This is a genomic window from Kitasatospora sp. NPDC041988, from assembly GCF_055588525.1.
Window position 1 is genome coordinate 38,329 of sequence record NZ_JBVJCO010000013.1, and the last position, 20,812, is coordinate 59,140.

Annotated in this window: 19 protein-coding genes and 1 pseudogene; 13 read left to right on the forward strand and 7 right to left on the reverse strand. The window is 72.9% G+C overall.

Going from position 1 to position 20,812, the window contains the following annotated elements; translation table 11 throughout:
- The 3 genes and pseudogenes from ACZ6NC_RS15450 to ACZ6NC_RS15460 form a co-directional block, all read right to left on the reverse strand.
- Window positions 1-912 (reverse strand): annotated as a pseudogene (locus tag ACZ6NC_RS15450) (TolB-like translocation protein); the annotation flags it as partial.
- 180 nt (window positions 913-1,092) lie between these two features.
- Window positions 1,093-2,523, reverse strand: a complete 1,431-nt coding sequence (locus tag ACZ6NC_RS15455) for an MFS transporter (protein ID WP_465732834.1) — start codon at window positions 2,521-2,523, stop codon at window positions 1,093-1,095.
- A 210-nt stretch (window positions 2,524-2,733) separates the two neighbouring features.
- Entirely contained in the window at window positions 2,734-3,126 is a 393-nt protein-coding gene (locus ACZ6NC_RS15460; RefSeq protein ID WP_465732836.1) for a nuclear transport factor 2 family protein, read from the reverse strand.
- A 146-nt stretch (window positions 3,127-3,272) separates the two neighbouring features.
- Between ACZ6NC_RS15460 and ACZ6NC_RS15465 the strand changes: the two genes are divergently transcribed.
- Entirely contained in the window at window positions 3,273-6,167 is a 2,895-nt protein-coding gene (locus ACZ6NC_RS15465; protein ID WP_465732838.1) for a helix-turn-helix transcriptional regulator, read from the forward strand.
- A 37-nt stretch (window positions 6,168-6,204) separates the two neighbouring features.
- On the opposite strand, the gene ACZ6NC_RS15470 is transcribed toward ACZ6NC_RS15465, so the two are convergent.
- Window positions 6,205-7,125 carry an aldo/keto reductase gene (locus ACZ6NC_RS15470; protein WP_465732840.1) on the reverse strand — a complete coding sequence of 307 codons (921 nt, stop codon included), beginning with the start codon at window positions 7,123-7,125 and terminating at the stop codon, window positions 6,205-6,207.
- Between the two features lie 59 nt (window positions 7,126-7,184).
- Here ACZ6NC_RS15470 and ACZ6NC_RS15475 point away from each other — a divergent pair, with 59 nt between their 5' ends.
- Complete coding sequence (locus ACZ6NC_RS15475; protein WP_465732842.1) at window positions 7,185-7,550, forward strand: MerR family transcriptional regulator; 366 nt, start codon at window positions 7,185-7,187, stop codon at window positions 7,548-7,550.
- A 24-nt stretch (window positions 7,551-7,574) separates the two neighbouring features.
- Here the strand turns inward: ACZ6NC_RS15475 and ACZ6NC_RS15480 are convergent, their stop codons facing one another.
- Window positions 7,575-8,201, reverse strand: coding sequence for a ScbR family autoregulator-binding transcription factor (locus tag ACZ6NC_RS15480; protein WP_465732844.1), 627 nt, complete (start codon window positions 8,199-8,201; stop codon window positions 7,575-7,577).
- Window positions 8,202-8,436: 235 nt separating this feature from the next.
- On the reverse strand, window positions 8,437-9,837 hold the full coding sequence (locus tag ACZ6NC_RS15485; protein WP_465732846.1) for a YDG/SRA domain-containing protein: 1,401 nt from the start codon (window positions 9,835-9,837) through the stop codon (window positions 8,437-8,439).
- Window positions 9,838-10,813: 976 nt separating this feature from the next.
- Between ACZ6NC_RS15485 and ACZ6NC_RS15490 the strand changes: the two genes are divergently transcribed.
- Entirely contained in the window at window positions 10,814-12,427 is a 1,614-nt protein-coding gene (locus ACZ6NC_RS15490; protein ID WP_465732848.1) for a helix-turn-helix domain-containing protein, read from the forward strand.
- Between the two features lie 11 nt (window positions 12,428-12,438).
- On the forward strand, window positions 12,439-13,380 hold the full coding sequence (locus ACZ6NC_RS15495; protein ID WP_465732850.1) for an NAD-dependent epimerase/dehydratase family protein: 942 nt from the start codon (window positions 12,439-12,441) through the stop codon (window positions 13,378-13,380).
- A gap of 1 nt (window position 13,381) precedes the next feature.
- Here ACZ6NC_RS15495 and ACZ6NC_RS15500 read toward each other — a convergent pair whose 3' ends face one another.
- A complete protein-coding gene (locus ACZ6NC_RS15500; RefSeq protein ID WP_465732852.1) occupies window positions 13,382-13,807 on the reverse strand; it encodes a winged helix-turn-helix domain-containing protein in 426 nt (141 codons plus the stop codon).
- A gap of 926 nt (window positions 13,808-14,733) precedes the next feature.
- Here ACZ6NC_RS15500 and ACZ6NC_RS15505 point away from each other — a divergent pair.
- From ACZ6NC_RS15505 to ACZ6NC_RS15545, 9 genes are all read left to right on the forward strand, one after another.
- Entirely contained in the window at window positions 14,734-14,982 is a 249-nt protein-coding gene (locus ACZ6NC_RS15505; RefSeq protein WP_465732854.1) for a hypothetical protein, read from the forward strand.
- Window positions 14,982-15,341 (forward strand): WhiB family transcriptional regulator, encoded by a 360-nt coding sequence (locus ACZ6NC_RS15510; RefSeq protein WP_465732856.1) that lies wholly within the window; start codon window positions 14,982-14,984, stop codon window positions 15,339-15,341. The genes ACZ6NC_RS15505 and ACZ6NC_RS15510 overlap by 1 nt, the downstream gene beginning before the upstream one ends.
- Window positions 15,342-15,460: 119 nt before the next feature.
- Complete coding sequence (locus tag ACZ6NC_RS15515; RefSeq protein ID WP_465732858.1) at window positions 15,461-16,945, forward strand: DUF2637 domain-containing protein; 1,485 nt, start codon at window positions 15,461-15,463, stop codon at window positions 16,943-16,945.
- Window positions 16,946-16,961: 16 nt separating this feature from the next.
- Window positions 16,962-17,294 (forward strand): hypothetical protein, encoded by a 333-nt coding sequence (locus ACZ6NC_RS15520; protein WP_465732860.1) that lies wholly within the window; start codon window positions 16,962-16,964, stop codon window positions 17,292-17,294.
- Window positions 17,291-17,608 carry a hypothetical protein gene (locus tag ACZ6NC_RS15525; protein WP_465732862.1) on the forward strand — a complete coding sequence of 106 codons (318 nt, stop codon included), beginning with the start codon at window positions 17,291-17,293 and terminating at the stop codon, window positions 17,606-17,608. The genes ACZ6NC_RS15520 and ACZ6NC_RS15525 overlap by 4 nt, the downstream gene beginning before the upstream one ends.
- 2 nt (window positions 17,609-17,610) lie before the next feature.
- Window positions 17,611-17,988, forward strand: a complete 378-nt coding sequence (locus tag ACZ6NC_RS15530; protein WP_465732864.1) for an RRQRL motif-containing zinc-binding protein — start codon at window positions 17,611-17,613, stop codon at window positions 17,986-17,988.
- Between the two features lie 68 nt (window positions 17,989-18,056).
- Window positions 18,057-18,503: a hypothetical protein gene (locus ACZ6NC_RS15535; protein ID WP_465732866.1), complete on the forward strand. Its 447-nt coding sequence runs from the start codon at window positions 18,057-18,059 to the stop codon at window positions 18,501-18,503.
- 15 nt (window positions 18,504-18,518) lie between these two features.
- Window positions 18,519-18,767: a hypothetical protein gene (locus ACZ6NC_RS15540; protein WP_465732868.1), complete on the forward strand. Its 249-nt coding sequence runs from the start codon at window positions 18,519-18,521 to the stop codon at window positions 18,765-18,767.
- Window positions 18,768-18,861: 94 nt separating this feature from the next.
- On the forward strand, window positions 18,862-20,676 hold the full coding sequence (locus ACZ6NC_RS15545; protein ID WP_465732870.1) for a hypothetical protein: 1,815 nt from the start codon (window positions 18,862-18,864) through the stop codon (window positions 20,674-20,676).
- Window positions 20,677-20,812 lie beyond the last annotated feature (136 nt).

Sequence of the window (20,812 nt, forward strand, 5' to 3'; positions counted from 1 at the left end):
CCTTGTCTCCGCCCCCCCCCCCACCCCCCCCCCCCCCCCTCCCCCCCCCCCCCCTCCCCCCTCCCCACCCCCCCCCCCCCCCCCCCCCCCCCCCCCCCCCGCGGAGACGTCGCCGGGCAGCTCGCGGCCCTGCTCGTCGCGGAGCGACAGCGCGGTCTCGGCACCGGTGGCGACGTCCCAGATCATCGGCTCCCAGCGGCCGGTGCGCTGGTGGGCGACCAGCAGCCGGGTGTCACCCTCGACCGGGGCGAAGCCGAGGCAGGCCACCCCGCGCGGCTCGTCGCGGCCGGTGACCTCATCCAGCTCGGCGACGGTCGCGCCGTCCGCGAGCCGGACGATCCGGATCGCCGAGTGCATCGCGTCGCCGTGCTCGGTGTGGTCGATGGCGAGCAGCGTGCTGTCGTAGCTGAGGTCGCCGACGCCGCCGTACTCCTCGTGCCGGTAGATCTCCACCGCCTCCGCCGCACCCGGGCGGCGCAGGTGCAGGGTGGTGCCGTGCTCGTCGGTGGAGCGGCCGACCACCACCGTGCCGTCCCGGCCGAGGGCCAGACCCGCCGAGTAGGAGGCGGCCAGACCCGGCACGGCCTCCTCGTCGGGGCCGTCCGCGCCGTCGGGCCGGCCGGCGAAGGGCTGGCGGCGCCAGATGCCGAACTCGTCACCGTCGTTGTCGTCGAACCACCAGACCCAGGCGCCGTCGGGGGACAGCTCGGCGTCGGTGGTGCCGTTCGGCCGGTCGGTCACCCGTCGGTGGGTGTCGTCGCCGCGGTCCCAGGCGTACACCTCGTAGGTGCCGGTCGCGTTGGACACGTACAGCGCCCGGTCGGGGGCGTCCTCCGCCCAGTCCGGCAGGGAAACCCGGGCCGCCCTGAACCGCTGCTCCCACGCCGGTACGGCGCTCTTCTCCTCGCTCATCCACCCATCCAACCCGATCGGGGGGAGGGAACGGAACGGGCGGGTGGGCCCCGGAGGCCCACCCGCCCTGTCGTGCCGTGGCCTCGCCCGGCCGGCCCTCGGTCTGTTCGACCCGTGCCGCAGTCTCGCCCGGCCGCGCACAGCCCGTCCGACCGTGCCGCAGTCTCGCCCGGCCGGCCCTCAGCCCGTCCGGCGGGGCAGCAGCTGCACCAGCCCCGCCAGCAGCAGCTCCAGCACCGCCAGCACCGCGACGCTCCGGCCGAAGCCGGCGGCCGGGTCGGCGGCGCCGTAGTAGACGATGCCGATCAGCGCGATCCCGAGCGAGCCCGCGACCTGCTGGACGGTGGCCACCACCCCCGCCGCCGAGCCGGCCAGTTGCGGCTCCACCCCGGCCAGCACCACGGAGGTCACCGGAGCGATCACCAGACCCATGCCGAGACCGTCCACGAACAGGCCCGGCGCCAGCCACCAGACGCTGCCGGTCGTCCCGGCGGCGTACACGGCGAGGCCGAGCAGGCCCAGCCCGGCCGCCATCAGCAGCCCGCCGAGCGCGACCGCCTGGCGGCCGAGGCGGGCGGCGACGCGGTGCGCCATGGTCGAGGTGAGCAGGTAGCCGACGCCGATCGCGGTGAAGACCAGGCCCGCACCCAGCGCGTCCAGGCCCCGGCCAGGCTGCAGGTACAGGGCGAGCACCAGGAAGAACGACGACTGGCCGAGCCAGAAGGCGAGCTGGGCGAGCAGCCCGGCGGCGAACGAGCGGGTCAGGAACAGCCGGGTGTCGACCAGCGGCGAGCCGGTGGCGCGCGAGCGGTGCTGTTGCACGGCGAAGGCGGCGAGCAGCGCGACGGAGCCGCCCAGGCAGAGCCAGGTCCAGAGCGGCCAGCCCTGCTCGCGGCCCTGGATCAGCGGCAGCACCAGGCCGGTCAGCGCGACGGTGACCAGCAGCACGCCCACCGGGTCCAGGCCGGGACGCTGCGGCGCGCGGGACTCCGGCAGGCAGCGGCGGACCATCGCGAGGGCGGCCAGGCCGATGGGCAGGTTGATCAGGAAGCAGCTGCGCCAGTCCAGCCCGAAGAGGTCCGCCCTGATCAGCACCCCGCCGATCAGCTGGCCGAACACCGCGCCGACGCCCATCGTCAGCCCGTACATCGCGAACGCCCGGGCCTGCGCCGCGCCGCTGAACGCCGTCCGCAGGATCGCCAGCACCTGCGGGCCCATCAATGCCGCCGCCAGGCCCTGGGCGACCCGGGCGCCGACCAGGGCGGCCGCCGTCGGGGCCAGGCCGCAGCCGGCCGAGGCGAGCGTGAACAGGGCCAGGCCGAGGGCGAACACCCGGCGCCGGCCGTAGCGGTCGCCCAGCCGGCCCGCCGTGATCAGGCCGGCCGCGAGCGCCAGGCTGAAGCCGGCGATCACCCACTGGACGGCCGCGGGCCCGGCACGCAGGTCGGCCTGGACGGACGGGACGGCGACGTTGACGACGAAGATGTCGAGGGCGGTCATGAAGGTGGCGGTCAGGACGACCGGCAGCAGGCCCCGGGTGGAGGGTCCCGTCCCGGTGGGGGCCTGCCGGGCCTTCGGGGCGGCCGTACGGGTGGGCAGGGCGGTGCTCATCTCGGGTGCTCCTCACGGGGGCGGCGGGGCGGGCCCGGGGTTCGGGCCCGCCCGTGCGGCTCGGTGGTCCGGCGGCCGGTCCGGCTCTGCGGCCGGTCCGGTCCGGTCCGGTCCGGACCGGTCCGGGCCGGGTTCGGTCGTGCGGGGTGCGCGGCTCGGGGCTCGTTCGTGCGGGGTGCGGGCGGTGGGGCGCGGCTGCCCGGCGGTGGCTCAGGCGCCCGGGACGCGGTCCAGGAAGCCGAACACCGAGGCGATCCGGCCGTCCGGGCCCGCCACCAGGACGTCGAAGCCGATCACCAGCGGCTCCTCCCCGGCCGGCCCGAGGTTCCAGGTGAAGCGGGCGATGTTGTGGTGCGCGTCGACCGCCCCGAGGGTGAACTCCAGGCCGGGGAACTGCGCCTGGGCCTCGCCGAGCAGGGCGTCCACGCCGTCCCGGCCGGTGACCGCGGCCAGCGGGTCGGTGTAGCTGCCGTCCTCGGCCCACGCCTGGTCGATCAGCTTGCGGCGGGCGGCCGGGTCGGTCTCGTTCCAGGCGGCGAGGTAGCGCTCGGCGAGCTGCTGGAGGTCGGTCGCCTGGACGGTGGTCTGCCGGACGTCGGTCATGGTCTTCTCCCGTGTTTCGCTTGGCTGTTCGGCGGGCCGTTCCCGCTGGTCATGAAGGTACGGACGGCGAGCGGCGGGCGAATCTGTCACGGATAGGTACAGGGACGGGCAGGGGCGTAGGTAGGTCGCGCCAGTAGGGTCGGGGGATGGGGATGCTCTACGGGCGGGAACAGGAGCAGGCCGTCGTCGACGCGCTGCTCGACGGGGCGCGGGACGGCCGCAGCGGGGTGCTGGTGCTGCGCGGCGAGCCGGGCATCGGCAAGACCGCGCTGCTGGAGTACGCGGCGGCAGCGGCCGGCGACGCGTTCCGGGTGGTCCGGGCCACGGGCGTCGAGTACGAGGCCGAACTCCCGTTCGCCGGGCTGAGTCTGCTGCTCGCGCCCGGCCTGGACCGGCTCTCCGTGCTGCCCGGGCCGCAACGGCGCTCCCTGGAGGGCGCGTTCGGCCTGAGCGACGACGTGGCGCCCGCCGGTACGTCTGCCGGTACGCCCGCCGGTGCGCCCGGCGACCGGTTGCTCACCGGGCTCGCCACCCTCGGACTGCTCGCCGAACTGGCCGCCGACCAACCATTGTTGTGCATCGTGGACGACGTGCAGTGGCTGGACCGGGCCTCGCTGGACGCGCTGCTGCTCGCCGCCCGCCGGCTCCAGGCGGAGGGTGTCGCCCTGCTGCTCGCCGTCCGCGACGCGGGTGCGGCGGGGAGTGCCGCGGGCGCGGCGGGCCCCGGGGGTGCGTCGGGCCCCGGGGGTGAGCTGCCGCTCGCGGGCCTGCCCGAACTCCGGCTCGCCGGCCTCGCCGAGCCGGCGGCCGCCCAACTCCTGGACACCCGAGTGACCTTGGAGCTTACGGGCGGAGTCCGCCGCCGACTGCTCGCCGAGGCCGCCGGCAACCCGCTGGCTCTCACCGAACTGCCTGCCGCCGCCGAAGAGGCCGCCGGCTCCGCCCCCGGTGCGCTGCCACTCACCACCCGCCTGCAGATCGCCTTCCACGGCCAGGTCACCGTCCTGCCGCCGGCCACCCAGTGCCTGCTGCTGGTCGCCGCCGCCGAGGAGAACGGCGACCTCGACGTCGTCCTCGCGGCCGCGGCCGCCCTCGGCGCGACCGCCGAACACCTCGCCCCCGCCGAGGAGTCGGGCCTGGTGGCCGTGGACGCGGAGCGCCGGCTCGCCTTCCGGCACCCGCTGCTGCGCGCCGCCATCCTGCAACGCGCGCCACTGCAACAGAGACTGACGGTCCATCGGGCCATCGGTGGGGCGCTGGACGACGGCGACCGCCGGACCTGGCACCTGGCCCTCGCCGCCACCGGACCCGACGCCGAACTCGCCGACGCGCTGGAACGCACCGCCGTCCGAGCCGAGGCCCGCGGCGGCCACGGTGGCGCCGCCGCCGCGTACGAGCGCGCCGCCCGCCTCACCCCCGACCGCGACGGTGCCACCCGCCGCCTCGTCCTGGCCGCCGAAGCCGCCACCGAGGAAGGCAAGTTGGACCAAGCCGAGGCGCTCGCCGAACGGGCCGGCGCCCGGACCGACAACGTCTTCGCGCACGCCCTGCTCGACCACGTCCGGGCCACCGCGCACTTCTGGCGCGGCTCCTACCCCACCGCCTACCGCCTACTGCTGGACGCCGCAGGCACCGGCATCGAGCCGCCGCACGCCGCCCGGATGCTGCTCCAGGCCTTCCACGCCGCCTGGTACGCGGGCGAGGAGTCGGTCGTCGCCGTCCTCGACCGGCTCGCCGCCGTCCTGGCCGAACTGCCGGAGGACGACCCGCTCACTCCGCTGGCCCGGCACCTGCCCGCCGCCGTCCTGCCCGCCCTCGGCCGCCCCGCCGGGCCACTGCCCGCGGCCCGGGACACCGCGGCGGCGGCCCGCCGGGCGGGCGCCGAGACCCCGAGCGACCTGGTCCAGCTCTGCGGCGCGACGCTGATCCTCGGCCGGGACGCCGAAACCGTCGAACTCGCCGTCGAACTCGTCGCCGAGGCCCGCGCCAAGGGCGCCGTCGGCGTGCTGCCCACGCTCCAGTTCTTCCTCGCCGAGGCCGAGCTGTTCCACGGCCGCCACCGCGACGCCGAGGTCACCGCCACCGAGGCGCTCGCCCTCGCCCGCGACACCGGGCAGCACCAGTGGGTCAGCCAGCTCAGCGCTCTGCTCGCCTGCCTGGCCGCGCTCGCCGGCGACGTCGAGCAGACCGTGACGCTCACCGCGACGGCACGGACGGCGACGGCGCTGACCACGGCTACGTCGGCCCGCAGCACGTCGGCCCGCAGCACCTCGGCGGGCAGTGCGTCGGCCGGCAGCACGGCGGGCACCGCCGCCCCCGCCCCCGGCGAACCGTGGACCCAGTGGGCGCTCGCCCTGCTCGACCTGGGCCACGGCCGGGCCGGCGACGCAGCCGACCGGCTCCAGGCCCTCACCACCGGCCCCTACCGGCACCACGTCAGCGGCACCCGGGCCGTCCCCGACCTGGTCGAAGCCGCCGTCCGCCTCGGCACCCCCGAGCGCGCCGCCGACCCGTACGAGCGGTTCGCCCGCTGGGCCCATGCCGCCGCCGTGCCGTGGGCCGAGGCGCTACGACTGCGCTGCCAGGCCCTGCTCGGCCCGGACGAACTCGCCGAATCCGCCTACCGCGCCGCCCTCGACCTGCACGACGGCACCCACCGCCCGTTCGAGCAGGCCCGCACCGCGCTCCTCTACGGCGAGTGGCTGCGCCGCGAACGCCGCCGCACCGACGCCCGCCCGCACCTGCGCGCCGCCCTGGAGACCTTCGAACTCCTCGGCGCCCGCCCCTGGGCCGACCGCGCCCGCACCGAACTCACCGCCACCGGCACCAGCGCCCCCGCCCCGGCCGACGCCCCCGCGGGCGCGCTCACGGCGCTCACTCCACAGGAGCTCCAGATCGCCCGACTCGCCGCCCAGGGCCTCACCAACCGCGACATCGCCGCACAGCTCTTCCTCAGCCCCCGCACCGTCGGCCACCACCTCTACAAGGCCTACCCCAAGCTCGGGATCGCCTCCCGGACGGACCTCCCGGCGCTGTTCTGAGGAGGCGCCGATCCGAGGCGGCACCGGCCTGGGCCGGTCACCCGTCCGACGCGGTCCCGGCCTCGTACGCGACGCCGTCGAGCCTGGCGTACTGCTCGTCCGTCAGGCCGACCGCCAACGCGCCCAGATTCTCCACCAGGTGCTTGCCGGACGTCGTGCCCGGGATCGGCAGGATGTTGGGCGAGCGGTGCAGCAGCCAGGCCAGCGCGGTCTGGGCCGGGGTGGCGCCGAGCTCGCGGGCGACCTCGGAGACCGGGCTGTCCGCGCCGGCGTGGCCGCCGACGGCGATCGGGAAGAACGGCAGGAAGGCGATGCCGCGCGCCGCGGTGAAGTCGACCACCTCGTCGTGCCGGCGGTTCGCCAGGTTGTACCAGTTCTGCACGGAGGCGATCGGGGCGATCTCCAGCGCCTCCTCCAGCTCGGCCACGGTGACCTCGGAGAGCCCGATGTGCCGCACCTTGCCCTCGTCCTGGAGCTGCTTGAGCGCGCCGATCTGGTCGGCGAGCGGCACCAGCGGGTCGATCCGGTGCAGCTGGAGCAGGTCGATCCGCTCCACCCGGAGCCGTCGCAGCGAGAGCTCGGCCTGCTGGCGCAGGTAGGCGGGGTGGCCGAGCGGCACCCACTCGGTCGGGCTCGGTCGGGTGACGCCGACCTTGGTCGCGAGGACCAGGCCCGCCGGGTAGGGGTGGAGCGCGTCGGCGATGAGCTCCTCGCTGCCGCCGAGGGCGTACGAGTCGGCGGTGTCGATCAGCTGCACGCCGGCCTCGACGGCCGAGCGCAGCACGGCGACGGCCTCTGCGCGCGGGGTCGGCGGGCGCCAGACGACCGCCTCGGCCGGCGGGATGTCCGGGGTGTCGGTGAGGCGCATGGTGCCGTAGCCGATCCGACGAACCGTCAAGTCACCACCGATGGCGTAGGACTGGCGGTCGGGCTGGGTGATGGTCTCCGAAGTGGTCATGCCCGTCACGGTACGATCTCTCATCGATGTGAGATTCAAGGGTGTGTGGGGAGGGTCACATGCGGATCGGGGAGCTGGCCGCCCAGACCGGGGTGAGCATCCGCCTGCTGCGGTACTACGAGGAGCAGGGGCTGCTGACGAGCCACCGGCAGGCCGGCGGGCACCGCCGGTACGACGCGGAGGCGCCCGCGGTGGTCCGCCGGATCCGTGCCCTGTTGGGGGCGGGCCTGTCGACGAGCGCCATCCGCGACGTGCTGCCCTGCGTGAGCGGCGACGGCACGGTGGCGGCGTGCATGCTGGAGGTGCTCGAAGGCCGGCTGGAGGCGCTGGACCAGCAGATGCAGGTGCTCGGGGCGAGCCGGGCCGCGTTGGCGGGCATCGTCGCGGCGGCCCGGGATACGGCCGAGCCGGCCCTGGTGGCGTAGGCGGCCCCCGGGGCGGTTCCTCGGTCAGGCCCCGTTCGCGTGCGCGGCGAGGGTGGCCCGCAGCGACGCCACGGTGGGCGCGGCGGCGATGCCGGGCAGCAGGTACCACCAGAGCCGGACGATCCGCTCCGGCAGGTCGGCCCGGTTGCTGCGCAGGTGGGACATGATCTGCGAACCGGTGTACGCCGCGACCAGGAGCTGCGCGACCTCCGCCACATCGACGTCGGGCAGCAGCTCGCCCGCCTGCCGGGCGGCCTCCAGCTCGGCGCGGAACTGGTCCGCCCACATCTCGTACGGGCCGAACTCGCGCAGCCCGAGCTGCCCCTGCTCGACGGCGAGCGTCACGCCCGCGCGCAGCAGCACGTTGCCCTGCAACTCGTCGGCCAGATAGAGGTTCAGGGCGACGAGCTGGCCCAACCCGGTCGGTTCCTCCGGCAGTTCGAGGTCCGACGCCTGCTCGTCGATGACCGCCCTGGCCAGATCCTCCTTGGACCTGAAGTGGAAGTACATCGCCCCCTGCGTGGTCCCGGCCCGGGAGATGATCCGGCTGACGCTCGACCCGTTGAATCCGTACTCGTCGAAGACCTGGGCGGCGGCCCGCAGGATCGTCTCGCGCGTGCGTACGGCTCGGTCCTGCTGGGCTCTCGCCACCGGGGGCTCCCAAGGTCCGACAGACAAAAAAGAACGACCTCTATGTTATTCGCCCCCGGAACACCACACCCCAGCCCGCTCCCCCACCCGCCCGGCCCACCCAGCCCACGATCCCCACCGATGGCGGCCGGGAGTTTGCCGCGCCGATCGCCTCGGCCATCCGGATGTCGATCAGAGAGACGTCCGGCGGCCGCAGCCACCGGACCAGTTCGACTGCCTCTCCGCGGTACCGCGTCTATAGCTCCGAGTCTTCGATAGGTCCGTGCCAAGCGACGGCGTGGTGCTCCCGGTGGTAGGCCAGGTACTCACGACCGATTTGATGGGATGGAACTTCGCGCAAGCGCCCCATGGTTGACCCCGTGGCCCGGTCGGAGATGGTCAAGTCGTCGGCAATGCTCAGCATGCCGAAGTCAAACAAGGTGTGGTGGTTGGGGCACAGACAGAGCACGTTGGAGGCACGATCCGGCCCGTTGTGGGGGCGCCCAAGCCCACGAATGTGCGCGGCTTCGGCGTAGGCGTTGGTGGGTGTGAGCAGCCGCGTTCCGCACACCTGGCAGGTGTAGTCGTGCACCCGCTTGACGTAATTGGCCACCGCGGTACTGCGAACGATGCGCTGGACAACAGCTTCTAGGCGCGTGAGGGTCTCGCGCCCCGCAGGCTCCCGAAGTGCCGGACGGTCAGGCTCGCTCGGACTCTCTGCACCTCCGAGCTGGACGAGCCGGTACCGCCACACGAGATGGCCGGACTGTCCGTGGTCGGACCAGTATTCGTCGACACGGAAGAGTCCGTCGTAGCGATAGCCGGCCCTGGGTGAGTGGTCAGGATCGCCCCCGGCCCCCCGCACCACACGGACGGGGGCACCCGTGGTCAGGCTAGTGACCAGCGCGGCGTTTCCGAGGGTAAGCTCCTGATCGCTGACCTGCTGGCCGGTATTCGGATCACGACCACCTTGTCCGGTGTAGATGATGACGCTGCCGAAGTCTTCATCGTCCTCGTAACCGCCCGATACGACGATGGACTCAGCCCCGCGATCTTTGGTGCCGCAGATGCCGCCCTGGGTTTGCCGGTGCAAGCCTGCGGCATGGGCCGCCTTCCGGTCCGAGAAGACACGGCCTACCTCGATCCCAGGAACCTCGCCAAACCCGTCGAAGACCGGCCCCGCCAACGAGGTGTCTCGCAACAGGTCGTTGGGCCTCTCCGAATCAAAGAAGCGACTCAGTAGCCGATCGACTACCCGCTGCCGGATCACAGGGTCGGAGGCCATGAGGTCGTAGAACGGGAGGGTGAGTCCGCCACGTGGATTGGTGGCCTTCAGCCAACGCAGCCCGCCCGAGCCGCGGGCTATCGGGATCTCGCCAGTGGCGCCATCGAGCTCCCACAGACCCGACCGGCTCAGGGCAATGAACGGGTACTGCGGCGATGGGTCCGAGTCGGGCCGCCCGTACTGCTTGAGCAGCGGCTGGAGTTCCCTTCGCGCGTCCACCCAAGGCACCAGCCTCGACTTTCCCGCCGCGGCCCTTCCGATCGCCCACAGCAGCGTGATCGGCTGGTGACGAGCAGGCTGACCAGAGGACTGGTCGACCCGCAGGGCATCGATGGACGCGCAGATCTCATCCCCATGACGTTCCCCCACCATCGGAGCCTCCTGGTCCGCTCGGCGATCTTCGTAGGACGGAACGCACCGATGCCCCGGCTGGTTCCGCCCTCATCCCAAGCGCTGACCACCCGCCGGAGGTTCTCCGGTGGGCCTGAATGACAACCCTGGAAAGCTACTTCGAGCGTGGCGCCGCCGAGGACGAGGAGCCGGCTGCCTTTCGTGACAACGCAATCGAGCACGCCGTGGGGGCCCTGGATGACGTCGCCTTCTCCTGCATCTTGGAGAGGTGCCTGGCGACGGCCAGAGAAGACCCGCTGACCGAGAAGGACAGCATCTTCGCCGGAATCTGCTCGACCCCCACTTCGGGAAGCTGGTCGCCGGGCGCAACGCGTGGGAAGCCGCAGGCACCCCCTCGCTCGCCACATCGCGGCCAGCGAGGCCATCCGGGAACACATCCAGATCATGTAGGTCTCGCTGGGCCCCTGCCGTTCATACGGCGGGGGCTCTACGCATGCCGCTGCCTGGGCCGAAAGTCCTACATCGAGCGACGCCAAGACCCAGGGCTGCTGACGGCCTCACAGGCATCTCGACCAGCTGCCGCACGTCGCCGCTGCACGCAACGTCAGAGGGCCCACCGGATCTCTCCGATGGGCCCTCTTAACTGGGTCGGGGTGGCGGGATTTGAACCCACGGCCTCTTCGTCCCGAATTAGGCCCTGGAAGATCGCTGACCTGCCCAGTCGGCCAAAGCAGCAGCTCAGAGGGTTGCTGTGTGTCGGTCTGCGTTGGTGCTACGAAGCTTCGAAGCCGAGATCTTCTCCAGGATTTCTCCAGAGGAACGGGGCCGCTGTGTGGCCAGCCGCTCTGGGGTAGAGGCCGCCTGGTCGGCCACCTCATCAAACTCCTCACCGACGGCGCGCCAGTGCAGTTGAATGCTCCTGGCGCGGGCTCCGTCTGCCACAGCGCAGACGGTTCATCTAGATGATCGGTCGATCCCCTGAAGGGACAGATGCCCCATGACCATCACTGCTAAGGTCCCCGCCCCCTGTGCGCGCTGTGGTGCCCGGCTGAGCCGCACCAACACCGACACCGTGTGCAGCCCGTGCCGCCGTACGATCGGCCCCGCTGGCCTGGTGGCGCCGGTCCCCTCGGCGGTCGAGTCGGTCAGTTGGCTCCCCAGCGCGCCCGAGCGCACCGCGCCGCCGGACGGATCCAACCTCGCTGACGTGCTGAAGGCGTACCGTGCGCTGCACAAGCTGAAGCAGCAGGACTTGGCCGACTTGCTCGGCTACGACCAGTCGTACGTGTCCCTGCTGGAGCGCGGAAAGCGTGTGATCCGGGACATGGACGAACTTCGCCGACTGGCCCAGGCGTTGGGGCTTCCCGAGGACGAGTTGGGACTGCTCCCGGCGGCCGAGGCGGCCGTTGCCGTCGCCGCGCCGGCCAGCACTGGCGGAGTGGTAGGTCCGCAGGATGCCGTCGAGGAACAGCGGCACTGGCGGATGACCCGCCGGGATCTGAACCGTCACCGGAGCGAACTGACCAGGGCCGCCGCCCGGCTCTACCCAGACGTGGACCGGGCCGGGAACAGCCCGGTGCTCACCACAGCCGGGTGGATGTGGCCGACGCCGTTGGACTTCGGGGACATCGATCTCACCTGGCTGACTCAGACCGCACCGCCGGAGATCGTGGGTGCAGAGCCGGAGTCCGAGAGGGTCCGGCCGCTCGCTCCGAACGGTGGGCGCTTCGCCCGGTACTCGCAGGCGATCCGGATGGTCGACCGGCCGTCGCTGTTCGTGAACCGGCCGAGCTTCCGGCTGCTCGACGTCGCCCAGGTCGACGGCCGCCCCAAGCTGTCCTTCGGCTACACGACCTACTTCGACATGGCGGACGTCTGCGAGGGTGTGGCACACGAACTGGCGGGTGCGTGGCTGGCGACCGGCAGCGATCCCGCGTGGATCGACGCACCGGACTGGCCGTCGCTCCCGTTCCGGGAACTGGTCGGCGACCCGTTCGACCTCGGCCGTCGGCCGCTATTGCCGTCCATCGACACGTTGACCATCCGGCTGGCTCCGGACGGGACGGCCTCGTTCCCGTTGCACCACCGAGCGGCGAGCAACGTGGCGCTCGCAGGTGGGACGTACCACATCATGCCTGCCGGGGTCTTTCAGCCGTCCTCGGTCATGCCGTGGGACCAGTCCAACGACTTCAACCTGTGGCGCAACGTCCTCAGGGAGTACGCGGAGGAGTTCCTGGGCGACCCCGAGGCCGATGGCAGTAGCGGTGAGCCCATCGACTACGACGGGCTGGAGCCGTTCCGCACACTCAACCAAGCCCGGCGCGAGGGCAAGGTCCGGCCGTACTGCTTCGGTATCGGGCTCGACCCGCTCACGCTGGCGGGCGAGATCCTGAGCGCCGTGGTCATCGATGCCGACGTCTACGACTCCGTGTTCGCCGGCATGGTGTCCCGCAACACCGAGGGCAACGTCATTGCTGGCGGGAACGGCACCGCCGGAGTCGAGTTCACTGAGGCCAACATTCGCCACCTGCTGGACAATGAACCGCTCGCATCCGCGGCCGCCGCATGCCTTGACCTGGCATGGCAGCACCGCGGGCTCATCCTGGACTGAGAGGAAACGCCGTGCGCGTACTCGTGACGGGCGCCTTTGGCTTCGTCGGCAACGCCGTCGTCCGACGGCTTGCCGAAGCGGGCCACGAGGTGGTCGCCCTGACCCATCGGCCACCGGGAACGCCGCTTCCCGAGCTGCCGGTGGCCACGGTGGTCCACGGCGACATCCGTGACGGCGAAGCCGTTGCAGCGGCCGTGGAGGGTGTCCACGCCGTCTGCCACTTGGCAGCGCTCACCCGGGTACGTGAGTCGTTCGAGAAGCCGGACGAGTACCACGACGTGAACGTCAACGGCACCGCGGCCCTGCTGGATGGCCTGCCCGGCCGGACAGCCACAGACAGCCCCGTGGTGGTCCTCGGGTCGACGGCCGCGATCTATGGGGCGCCGGAGCATCAGCCCATCGGCGAGGACGTCGTGCCCGCTCCAAGCAACCCGTACGGCGTGTCGAAGCTCGCCGCAGACGAACTGATCCGGCAGCGGGGCGAGAGCGGCGCCATACGGGCGGTGAGCCTGCGGTGCTTCAACATCTCGGGATCCGTGAGCGGGATCGGGGACGGCGACGAGTCCCGGATCATCCCGAAGGCGCTCGCCGTGGCGCCCCCCCCCCACCCGCACCTGGAGATGAACGGCGACGGAAGCGCAATCCGTGACTTCGTCCACGTGGACGATCTCGCGCGCGCGTACGTCCTCGCCCTCAACGCCCCCGTCGACGCCGCGTACCGGGCCTACAACGTGGGCGCGACTCCGGCGAGCATGGCGGAGATCGTAAACGCCGTGGAGCAGGTGACCGGTCAGCCCGTGCCCGTGGTTCACCGGCCGCCGCAGCCGGAGCCGCCGCGGCTCGTCGCCGACCTATCCCGGATCACAACCGAATTGGCGTGGAAGCCCGAGCGGTCTGGGCTCCACGACTTGATCCGGGACGGCTGGTCGGCGACCAGCCGAGCCGGTCGCTGACCTACTCCGCCAAGCGGTCCTTCACGCTGTCCGGGAGCACGTCAAACGCCTCCCGCCAGCGCTGAAGGGCCGCTTCGGCGTTTCCGCCCTCACCTCCGGCGCCAGCCAGGCACTCGCGCAGGGCCTGCTCAACTGCTTGCGCCGCTTGCAGTACCGGCACCGCCCAGTCGGCCGCCCCGGGCGAGTGCCCGGCAAGACGCGGCGGGAACTGGGCGAAGACGCCCTTTCCCTGATGTCCGATCACATAGCCCTCGGTGCGGAGCAAGGAGACGGCGTTCTTCACAACAGTGCTCGACACGCCGAAGCCATCGATCAGCTCCTGTGTCGACGGCAGCGCAGAGCCCGCAGCCAGCTCACCGCTTCGGATGCGTTTCCGCAGGTCATCGGCTAGCTGGAGATAGGCCGGCTGGCCTCGAAACTCGGTCACCAGTGATCCTCCAGTCAACGTGTCGCACCTAGTACACCAGTGTGCCGCAGCCCGCGTTCGGGTGAGGCGCGGCGAAGCACTTGCCAACTTAGGACACTAGGTGCACCATGTTTGTTGTGAGGGCAACGCCTCGGCGAAAAGCCTCATATGACGAGCCGTCATTGGTCTGACGCGCTGCGTCGGAACAGGCTTGTCGCAGCAGGGCGGCTCCGCAGAAATGCGAGCCGACTGCGATCAACACCAGCTCTTGGGGGCCTTCTTTGGGCTGCCCTGAGCTGCGCAAACGCGTCCCGAAGGGGGCGCGGTTCCTTGAGAACTGAACAGTGATCGTGCGGGACCGACGCGAGGGCGGCGGTCGCGGTAGGCATCTAGGCCGAGGGGCCGAAAGTGAACCGCCGTGATGAACGAAGCCCTCCCCCTACGCAGTGGCATGCCACCCCTTGCGGGGTGTGGGGAAGGACAGCGGAGTCCCAAAGCATGTGGCGGGATGAGACAGACCGCCCCCGAGACGACCGGGTGACGTCGTCGACGGCAGCGAGCCACGCAGCACCGCCCGCACGGGGTGCGCCGTCCTGCTGGTGCTGAGCAGAGAGAAGCACCGGACCAGGCCCGAAAGACCTGACGCCCGTAGGACGGGCACCCACTCACCAGCCCCTCGCACGGGCTTCACCGAAGGGAGCCTGCGTCATGAGCCAGGCCCGAACCCATACCCGGCCCCGCCGCTGAAAAGCGGGCGGGGCCCACCGTCTCTGGTCGCTCCACCAGCGATCACGGCTCCCGACGCGCACCGGCCGCCCTGCGAGGAGGCTGGGGGTGCGCCGGGTTCCGCGGCTGCTCGTCGAGCACCGATCCCCCTCACGGCTGCGGCCCCGGTGCTGTAACACCGGAGCCGCTCAGGGCCGTCCCTACCGAAGGACACACGACCCATGAAACTGATTGTCGCAGGCCAGCAGGCCATGACACTCGCCGAGTTCGCGGAACTCGCCCTCGGCATCGGCATCGACGCCGAGCTGTTCATCGGCCCCGAGGGCGAGTCGCCGCTGGAGCAGTTGGCGCGGATCGATGCCGCGCAGGACATCCTGCGGGACCTCGACCCGCCGGCCGCGCGCTTCGCCTCCACGCTGATGCGTACCGCCGAGCGGAGCAGGGCCCGGACCTGGAAGGTGGCCGCCTGATGCGCCGCCTCAAGGGCACCATCGCCCCGCACCTGACCGCCCGGCCGGCGGTCACTGTGCTGGCCGAGTACACCCCGGACGCTGGCAGCGACCTGCGCGGCGCCGCCTGCGCCGGGGCGGACAGCAACCTGTTCTTCCCGGACTCCGAGGAGCTGAGCCCGGAGGCCGTCGAGTGGGCCGAGCGCCGCGCCCGGATGTTCTGCGCCGGATGCCCGGTGCTGTCCCTGTGCCTGGCCGACGCGCTGGAGCGTCGGGAGCCGTATGGCGTCTTCGGCGGCCTGACCGCCGACGAGCGCCGCAAGCTCCTGCGCCGGATGACCCGCTCCCGCACGGGTGAGGCCGCCGGGGGTGCGCGGTGACAACGATGGCTTCGCCGACGGCCGTTTCGACTCCGGCCGCCGTCGCTTCAACCGCCCGGCCCACTGCTTCGGCCACACTGTCGGCGGGGTCGGGGGCGCTGCTGCGGGTGCTCACGGCCTTGGCCGCAGTCGGCGGTGCGACGCTCGCCGGCATCGGTTTCTCCGGCTCCTACAGTGCGCTGAAGGACCTGGGTTTCAGGCACAGCTTCGGGGACTTCAGCTACGCGTTCCCGATCGGCGTGGACGCCGGGATCGTGGCCCTGTTGGCCATGGACCTGCACCTGATCCGCAAGGGCACCCCGTGGCCCGTGCTCCGGCTGCTGGCCCACGGTTTCACTGCCGCCACGATCTACTTCAACGCCGCGTCCGCCGGTCCCCTGCTGAAGGATCCGACCGGCACGGCGATGCACGCCGTGATCCCGATCATGTTCGTCGCGGCGGTCGAGGCCGGGCGGCGCCTGGTCATCCGGATCACCCTGATCGAGGCAGGTCACCAGTCGGCCGGGGTGCCGCTGCACCGGTGGCTCCTCGCCCCGCTGCCGTCCTGGCGCATGTACCGCAAGATCCGCCTGTACGGCATTCCCTCCTACGACCGCGCGGTCGAGCTGGAGCGCGAGGGCGTCGTCTACCGCGTGATGCTGGAGCGCGACAACGACGGCGACTGGCGCAACGCGCCTGCTGACGCCCGCCTTCCGCTCACCATGGCCCGCTTCGGGCTGTCCGTGGAGGAGGCGCTGGCCCTGCCGGCGCAGGCCGAGGAGCGGGCCCGGCTGCGGGCCGACCGCAAGGAGGCGTTCGATGCCGACGTCGCCGCCCGCGCCGAGGCCAGGGAGGCCGCCGCACGGATCTCTCACCTGCGGGTACAGGGACAGGTCGAGGCCGCCGGGTACGACATCAGCGCCGAGACCGCGACCGCCAAGGCCCACGCCCACGCCCGCACCGTCGCCGCTGGCCGGGAGGCCGAGGCCGCCGAACGGCTCGACCAGGCCGAGACCGTGATGGCCGCCGCCACCGCCGAGCAGGAAGCCGCCGAGGCCCGCCGCCTCGCCGCCGAAACCGAACAGGCCGCCGCTGAAACGGAGCAGGCCGCCGCTGAAACGCGGCTCCGTGCCGCCGAAACCGACCACGAGGCGACCGCCATCGAGCAGACCCGGATCGCCGAGCAGGAGGCCGTCGAGCAGGCGCGTCTGCGCACCGCTGAAACGGCCCGCGCTGCGGCTGAAATGGAAGAGGCCGCCGCTGAAGCCCGCCGCCGCGTGGCCGAAGCCGACCGCGACACGGCCGCCGCCGAGCGGGCCGAGGCGGACGAGCAGGAGGTAGCCGCGGCTGCTCGCCGTCGTGCTGCTGAAGCGCATGCCCGCGCGGCTGAAGTCGAGCTGCGTGCGCTCGAAATGGAGGACGAGGCGAAGCTGACCCCGTCCGCCCGCGCCACCCGCAAGGTCGCCCGCATGATCCTCGCCGACGGCGCCGGCAATCCGGATGCCGTCGACCTGCAGACCATCGCCACCGCGCTCGGCGTCTCTCTCGCCACCGCCTCCCAGCGCCGCGCCGACGCCGCCGACCTCATCGCGTCCGGCTACCACCCGCAGGCCCTCGCGGCCTGACCAGGAAGGACCCGCCATGCAGACCAACACCCAGATCGGCGCCGCCGGCGCCCTGCTGGCCATCCTCAGCGCCCACACCGACCTGCCCGAGGCCTCGCCCGAGCTGCACCGCTTCCTCTCCTTCTCTGACGTCCCCTTCGGCACGTGGGGCGTAAAGCTGTCGCTGCACCGCGGCCTCACCGCGTTCGAGCAGTGGCGCGAGGCCCTGGATCTGGACCCCGCCACCAGCGACCACGGCGAGTGCAACAGCACCCAGTGGCTGTCTGCCCACGGCATCCACAACGGCGTCCCGATCGAGGTCGTCGGCTTCTACACCCTGCCCGACTCCGGCGAGGAGAAGGCCTCGTGACCAGCCGGGAAGACGCCGCGTACGCGGTGCTGATGCTGCTGGCCACCCACGAGCACATGCCGCAGCCCGCGTTCGAGCTGCGCGAGTACTGGACTGGCGCGGGTGAACAGTGCTGGGGCGTGCGCCTGGTGTTCCGCGACTCCATCGGCCGGTTCGAGCACTGGCGCGAGACCCTCGACATGGAGCCGACGGGCATCGACTTCGAGCGCTGCCACCAGAACGTATGGCTGCGCGCGGTCGGCGAGTACGAGGGCGTCCGGGTGGTGCTGCTCTCGCTGGCCGAGATCCCGACGTCCGACGACACCGGCGAGTAGCCATGGGACGCCCGCGATTCTGGGACCCGACCGGTGACCGGCACGGCGGCACCCCCACCTACCCCTGGCGGATGGCCCCGGTCGGCTACCTCACCCGCCGCCAACTCCGCGCCCGCGGCCTGCGACCCGGCGGACAGCCCGTCGCCGGACAGATCCTCTGGCGCTCCCGCCGCACCAATGGCGTGCGGGCTGCCTACCTCTATCGGCTCACCCTCGCCAAGCCCGTCCGGCCCATGACCCCGGCGATGGCCGCCGCCCTCGCCAAGGCCAACGCCGCCCGGCGGACCTGCCCCGACTGCGGCCGGGACGCCGGCTACGTGCTCCCCACGCACCTCGGCATCTGCCTGCCGTGCGCCGACAGCACCGCCCTCGCTGCCTGACCCCCTCCTGAGACGACGCCGTCGACCTCTCCACCAACCACTCCTGACCAAAGGGGAGATCCACCGTGATGAGCTCCCGCGCTGCCCGCTTCGCCGCCGTCTATGCCCTGCTGCGGGCGGCGGCGGACGTGGCGGACCACTGGGTTCAGACCGACCACCAGGCCGCCGCCAAGGGCCAGCACGACCACAATCAGGGGCAGTCCAGCGCAGCTGGGCGCCGCGCCTGTGCCGCCCATGTCGCCACCTACACCGCCACCCAGGGCCTGGTCCTGGTGGCCGGTGCCCGTGTGTTGGGGGTGCGGCTGCGGCCGGGCCCGGTGGCCACGGCGCTGGCTCTGTCCGCCGTCACCCACTACGTCGCCGACCGGCGCGAGCCCCTGCGCGCGCTGGCCGACGCGGTCGGGATCGGCAACTTCGCCCGCCTCGCCGATCACGGCATGAACGGGTCCTACTGCCTCGACCAGGCCTGGCACCACGCCTTCGAGACCTGCGCCGCCGTCATCGCCTCCGCCTGAAAGGACCCGATCCCGATGTCCGACACCATCCCCGCCGCGACCCGGGCCGCGCTGCCCGCCGGCACCGTCGCCGTGTTCCTGACCCTGAACGGCGCCCGCGTCGCCCTCCGGCCCGACACCACCCCGGGCTGGCTGAAGTACACGTGCCTGGGCTGCGGCTACGCCGGCGACGGCGACTTCCCCAACACCGCCCGCCGGAAGGCCAACCAGCACGCGGGCGAGTGCCGCTCCGTCGAGCTGACCGCCGCCGTCACGGGCGCCTGAGCCTCCGACAGCAACGGCCCGGGACGGCCGTCCGCCGGCAAGCTGTGCGGCCGTCCCGGGCCTTTCCGACTCCGCAGAGAACGGAGGGCCCATCATGTCCGACACCCTCGCCCCGGTGCAGGCCGGGACGATTGCTGACGCTCCGATCCGGCCACCCACTGCCCCGGCCCGCGAGCAGGTCGTGGAGCAGGTGGTGGAGCAGGTGGCGCCGGGTGCGGCCGGGCGGCGCAAGGGGCCGCGCCTGGCCCACACCCGGGGCGGCCTGCCCGCGGTCCCGCTCGCGGTGGCCACCGGCAACACCGCCGTCGGTGCCGTGTCCGCCGCTGTGCTGGCGGGCGGGCCGGTGGTGCTGGCGCTGCTGGCCGGCGGTGCGACGGCCGTGACCGGCGCCGCCGCGCTGCGGGCCCGCAACCGCCGCAACACGAACAAGCGCCCGGCCGGGCAGAGCGCGAACCGCACCGGCGCCACCGCGAACAGGCCGGCGCAGGGTGGCCTCTTCCGCGCGTCCGGCACCACCGGCGGCGGCGCCCGGGTGCCGCTCGGCAGCCGGAACCAGGCCTCCGGGCCCGGTGCAGCCGGTGCTCGGGACCGGGCCGCCGGGCCGGGTGGGGCGGGTAGGACTGCCGCTTCGGCGTCCCGGGCCACCCCGGCCAGCAGTGCCCATGCCCGGGGCGGCCGCCCGGTGGCCGGAGCGGGCACCGGTACCGCGGGTTCGGCTTCCGGTGCTGTCAGGCAGGGCCTGCGGTCGGCGGTTGGCGTCGGGCGGGGTGTGGGTTCGAGGGCGGCGGTTGGCGTCGGGCGGGGTGTGGGTTCGAGGGCGGCGGTTCGGGCCGCTCAGGTCCGTTCCGCGCGCGCCGAGCGTGCCGCTGCCGCGCCGACCGCCCGCGAGAAGCGGGTGCAGGACGGGGCAGCCCGCCGTAGCGTCGCCGACGCCCGCCGCACGGCGAAAGAGGCCACCCGCGCCCACAAACGCGCCGCCAGGGCCGCCGCCCGGGAGGCGTCCCGGCCCGGCCGCCCGGGCGCCGCCGGATCGGTTCCGGCTGCCCGGACCGGGCGTGAGGCCGTTCGGGCGGCGAAGCGGCAGGCCCGCGAGGAACGGCGCCAGGCGCGCCGGGCCGCGCGGGACGGCCGGGCGGATCAGCGGGTGCGGGAGCGTCGGGTGGCCATGCGCAAGGGAACGGTCGCCCGGGCGGCGCGCAAGAGGCTGCGTCGCTCGGCCTGGCGGTACTGGGCCCGGTACGCGGGGGCCGCGCTGCTGGCCGGCGCGGTCGGCCTGCTCGGCGCCGTCACCACCCCGATCGGCCGGTACCTGAACCTGCCCTGGCTGATGTACCCGGGCCGGCGCCTGTTCGCCCGCCTCACCGCGACCGCCCGCGCCGACCGCGACGCCCGGGACCAGGCGATCGCCACCGCCCTGGACGCCGACCTCGCCGCGGCCGAGGACCTCGAACCCGCCGCCGAGGCCGACGCCGGGGCGGTCGCGGACACCGTGCCGCGCGCCCCGCGCAACCACAACTCGACGGACAGCAGCACCACTTCAGCCCCGGGAGGGCCCGTGAACGCCACCGCAACGTTCAGCTTCGCCGAGGTCGCCGCCGAGATGGAGGCCATGGCCCACAGCTTCGACCCCGACGGGATGATGCAGGTCCTCGCGATGTGCGAGGAGATCCCCGACGCCCTCCAGTCGATCGCGAACGTCTTCAAGATCCTGGCCGAGAAGGCCGACCAGGAGTTCCCGCTGGAGTCCCCGGTGGCCGACGCCCTGAACGAGGTCTACTCCCACATCCAGCTGGCCGTGCAGAGCGCCGGCGAGATCGGCCCGGTGTTCCGGCAGGTCCACGAGCAGGACATCCGCCGCCACGAGGACCCCCGCAACGGCGAGCAGAAGTGGGACACCAACAACAACTAGCCCACCCACACGGCTGGTTCACCCCTCTCCACCACCCCACCGGGGGGGGGGGGGGGGGGGGGGGGGGGGGGGGGGGGGGGGGGGGGGGGGGAGGGGGGGGGGGGGGGGAGGGGGGGGGGGGGGGGGGGGGGCTGCC